At 75.0% G+C, this 3,717-nt stretch carries 4 protein-coding genes; 2 read left to right on the top strand and 2 right to left on the bottom strand.

All coding sequences use genetic code 11. The features are described 5' to 3' along the window. Positions 1-151: 151 nt before the first annotated feature. Both WMJ97_RS14715 and WMJ97_RS14710 read right to left on the bottom strand, forming a co-directional pair. On the bottom strand, positions 152-925 hold the full coding sequence (locus WMJ97_RS14715) for a universal stress protein (RefSeq protein WP_347349756.1): 774 nt from the start codon (positions 923-925) through the stop codon (positions 152-154). A gap of 11 nt (positions 926-936) precedes the next feature. Continuing rightward, the gene (locus WMJ97_RS14710) at positions 937-1,812 is read right to left on the bottom strand and encodes a universal stress protein (RefSeq protein ID WP_347349755.1); all 876 of its coding nucleotides are present in this window, start codon (positions 1,810-1,812) and stop codon (positions 937-939) included. A gap of 300 nt (positions 1,813-2,112) precedes the next feature. On the opposite strand from WMJ97_RS14710, the gene WMJ97_RS14705 reads away from it, so the two are divergent. Further along, the gene (locus tag WMJ97_RS14705) at positions 2,113-3,069 is read left to right on the top strand and encodes a histidine kinase (protein ID WP_347349754.1); all 957 of its coding nucleotides are present in this window, start codon (positions 2,113-2,115) and stop codon (positions 3,067-3,069) included. Continuing rightward, positions 3,066-3,713, top strand: coding sequence for a response regulator transcription factor (locus WMJ97_RS14700; protein ID WP_347349752.1), 648 nt, complete (start codon positions 3,066-3,068; stop codon positions 3,711-3,713). Before WMJ97_RS14705 ends, WMJ97_RS14700 begins: the two co-directional genes overlap by 4 nt. The last annotated feature ends 4 nt before the right edge of the window (positions 3,714-3,717 follow it).

Here is a 3,717-nt window from a genome sequence, read left to right as displayed (position 1 = left end):
GCCTCGTCGGCCAGGTTCGCCAGCCGGGTCGCCCCGGCGCGCGTCTCGGGGCCGGCGCGGTGCGTGGTCAGGGTCGCGGTCGCCCACGGGCCGGGGCGGGACGCGAGGTCGCGCAGGTCCTCGGCGAGGATCGGGTCGATCGGAAGCTGATTCACAAGGGTGTCCTTTCGTCGGGGGTCGGCTCGGACGAGCCGGCGTCGCGCACGACGGCCACCGGGCCGTCGGCGCGCTGGATGAGGTCGCGGCCCACGGATCCGAGCAACATGCCCGCGGATCCGCCGCACCCGCGCCCGCCGACGACGACGAGGGCGTCCGGCGCGCAGAAGGACGCCAGCGCGGCCGCGGGGGCGGCGTCCACGACCCGGTAGGTCACGTCGACGGCGTGCCCGGCGAGCGCCTCGTCGAGGTCGGCGGCGACGTCCGGGCGGTCGGGGACGCCGCGGGGCGCCTCGGCGGCGTCCCGGCAGAGGACGGCGAGCACGGGGGCGTCCGTGCGGGCGGCCTGCGCGAGCGCGAAGTCGACGGCCTCGAGCGACTCGGGCGAGCCGTCGACGCCGACCACGACGCGCCGGAGCGCCGGTCCGGCGGGCCCGGCGTCCGGGACGATCACCACCGGACGCCGGGCCCGGGTGGCCAGCGTGACGGGCAGCGAGCGTCCGGGGGCTTCGGCGCGGGCGGACGCGCCGACGACGAGGGCGTCCGCGCGGGCGGCCAGGTCGACGAGCGCCTCGGCGGCCGCGCCCGCGCTCGTGACGTCGACGACCCCGGCGTCCGGCAGGACGCCCGCCTCCGGCCGCCGCACGTGCACCGCGGCCACCCGGACGCCCGCGGGATCAGCCCAGACGTCCCGGGCCCACCGCAGCGCGCCGCGGGCGGCGGGCGAGCCGTCGAAGCCGACGACCAGGCGGGCGTCCTGCAGGCACATGCGGGGCACCGTCAGCGCTTCTCCGGCCGCACGATCGCCACGGCCCGCGTTGCCTGGAACAGCAGGCTGCGGCTCGTCGACCCGAGCAGCAGGCGTCCGAAGCCGCCGAGCCCGCGCGACCCGACGACGATCATGCCGGCGTCCTCGGAGTGGTCGGCCAGGGCCCGGGCGGGCGCGCCGACATCGCCGACGAACTCCCACTCGACGCCCTCGGCGTGTTGTTCGGCCCACGCGCGCCAGCTCTGCTCGAACGTGTCCTGGGCGCGCTCGACGGCGTGCAGGTACAGGTCGGGGTTGAGCTGCTCGGCGCGGTTCATGGTCGGCATCGACGAGGCGCTGACCACCCGCAGCGTGGCGCCGAGGGTCCGCGCCTGCGCGACCGCGAACGCGGCGGCGACGAGGGACTCGTCGGAGCCGTCGAAGCCCAGCACGACCGGGCCGGGGCTGTACTCCTTGAGTTCGGCGGGCACGACGATCGACACCGGGCCACGGTTGTACACGGCGATCTCGGCCGACACGCTGCCGAGGATGGCGCTCGCCAGGCCGCCGCGGCCGCGCGACCCGACCACCACGACGTCGCCCCGATCCCCCGCCTCCAGCAGCCGCTCGGCGGGCTCGCCCCACTCGACGCGGCAGCTCACCTCGACGCCCGGGTGGGCTTCGTTGAGCCCGGACGTGACCTCCTCGACGTCCCCGCGCACCGCGTCGAGCGCGGCGCTGCGGTCGAACGACCAGGCCTCCGAGTCGCGCAGGACGCTGAGCATCTCCACGCCCAGCCCCTGGCGTTCGGCCCAGCCGATGGCCCACCGGACGGCGTCCGTGGCCTCCTCGGATCCGTCGTCGCCGACGACGATCCTCGTTCCATTCGGATCATGGGTGTGCGACATAGCGGGCCTCCTTCTGCTGCGTCCGCTGGCGTGGCGATGGGCCACGTCTGGTCTGTCAGTGTCTGTGTCCCGGCCGGTCTCCCCGCCGGGTGTCCTCCACCCTGCCAAGGAGGGGCCGCGCGGCACATCGGGGCGCACACCCAACGCCGTGGGTACCGGCCCCCATGGGGCCGACAGGGGCCCTCGCGGACGCCTCCGCGCCCCGCGGAGACCTCGTCCCGGGCGGCCATCCCCGCTTGTCGCGCCGGGACGCCGACGCCCGGGCCGGTGTAGCGTGACGGCACGGGAGGAGGGACGCCGATGTCGCTGATCTGGAAGCTGTTCTTCGCCACGGCGGCCACCTTCGCCGTCTTCCTGATCGTGCTCGCGACCTCCCCGGCGACCGTCTCCGACCCGATCGACCCGGTCGAGTTGGCGGAGCTGCTGGGCGCGTTCGCCCTGCTGCTCGTCGTGCAGTGGTGGATCGTCCGGGGGCTGCTGCGGCCGCTCGGCGCCCTCCAGCGCCGGCTGGACGCCGTCGACTCGACCCGCGCCCACACCCACGCCCCGCTGGCCGGCACCAGCGAGGTGCGGCGGCTGGCGGCGTCCTACAACGAGATGATGGCGAGGCTCGACGACGAGCGCGACCGCTCCACCGGACGCATCCTGCAGGCGCAGGAGGAGGAGCGCCGCCGCCTCGCCCGCGAGCTGCATGACGAGATCGGGCAGAGCCTCACGCTGGCGCTCATGCGCATCGCCGGGGCGCGCGACGAGCTCGGCCCGGCCGAGCCGCTCGTGCGGGCCGAGGAGCAGGTGCGCACGAGCCTCGACGAGATCCGCCGGATGGCGGCCCGGCTGCGGCCGGGCGTCCTGGACGAACTCGGCCTGCGTCCGGCGCTCACCTCCCTGGCGAGCGAACTGGCGTCCCACGGCGGGCCGCGCGTCGAGCGCGCGTTCAGCGACATGGGCGGCCTGACCGCCGACCAGGAGCTCGCCGTCTACCGCATCGCGCAGGAGGCGGTCACGAACGTCGCGCGCCACGCGGACGCCTCGGTCGTCACGCTGACGGCGGGCGGGGACGGCCGGACGTTCCGGTTGTCCGTCGAGGACGACGGCGTCGGGGTGGATCCGGACGCCCTCGCGTCGGGAGGCGTCGGGGTCGCCGGCATGCGCGAGCGCGCCCAACTCGTCGGCGGCACCCTCGAGATCGGGCCGCGGGCCCCCTCGGGTACGCTCGTGAGCCTCACCCTTCCTCTCGCGGGCAAGGAGAGCCGATGACCGACCGCCCGGTCCGCATCCTCATCGCGGACGATCACGTCCTGCTGCGCGACGGCATCAAGCTGATGCTGGAGCGGGAGCCCGAGTTCCAGGTCGTCGGCGAGGCCGGCGACGGCGTCGAGGCGCTGGAGTTCTGCGCGACGCACCCCGTCGACCTGGCGATCCTGGACGTGTCCATGCCCAAGAAGACCGGCCTGCAGGTGGCCCGCGAGCTGAGCCGGGATCATCCGCACGTGACCGTGTTGATGCTGTCGATGCACGACAACGAGCAGTTCCTCTTCGAGGCGCTCAAGGCGGGCGCGGCGGGCTACGTCCACAAGTCGGTGGCGCACCGCGACCTCATCAGCGCTTGTCGCGGGGCCATGCGGGGCGAGCCGTTCCTGTACCCGGGGGCGGTCGCGACGCTGATCCGCGAGTTCGTGAACCGCGGCGACGTGGCGGAGGCGTCCCTGCTCACGCCGCGGGAGGAGGAGGTGCTGAAGCTCATCGCCGAGGGCTACACGGGCCGCGACATCGCGTCCATGCTGGTGATCAGCCCCAAGACGGTCGAGCGGCACCGCTCGAACCTGCCCGAGAAGCTCGGCCTTCGCGACCGCCTCGAACTCACCCGCTACGCCATCCGCTGCGGCCTGATCGAGCCCTGAGGGG

This window comes from Nigerium sp. (assembly GCF_039811905.1).
Classification (GTDB): domain Bacteria; phylum Actinomycetota; class Actinomycetes; order Propionibacteriales; family Propionibacteriaceae; genus Propioniciclava.
The sequence above is the reverse complement of the archived record's forward strand: the minus strand, read 5'-3'. Positions and strand labels throughout refer to the sequence as shown.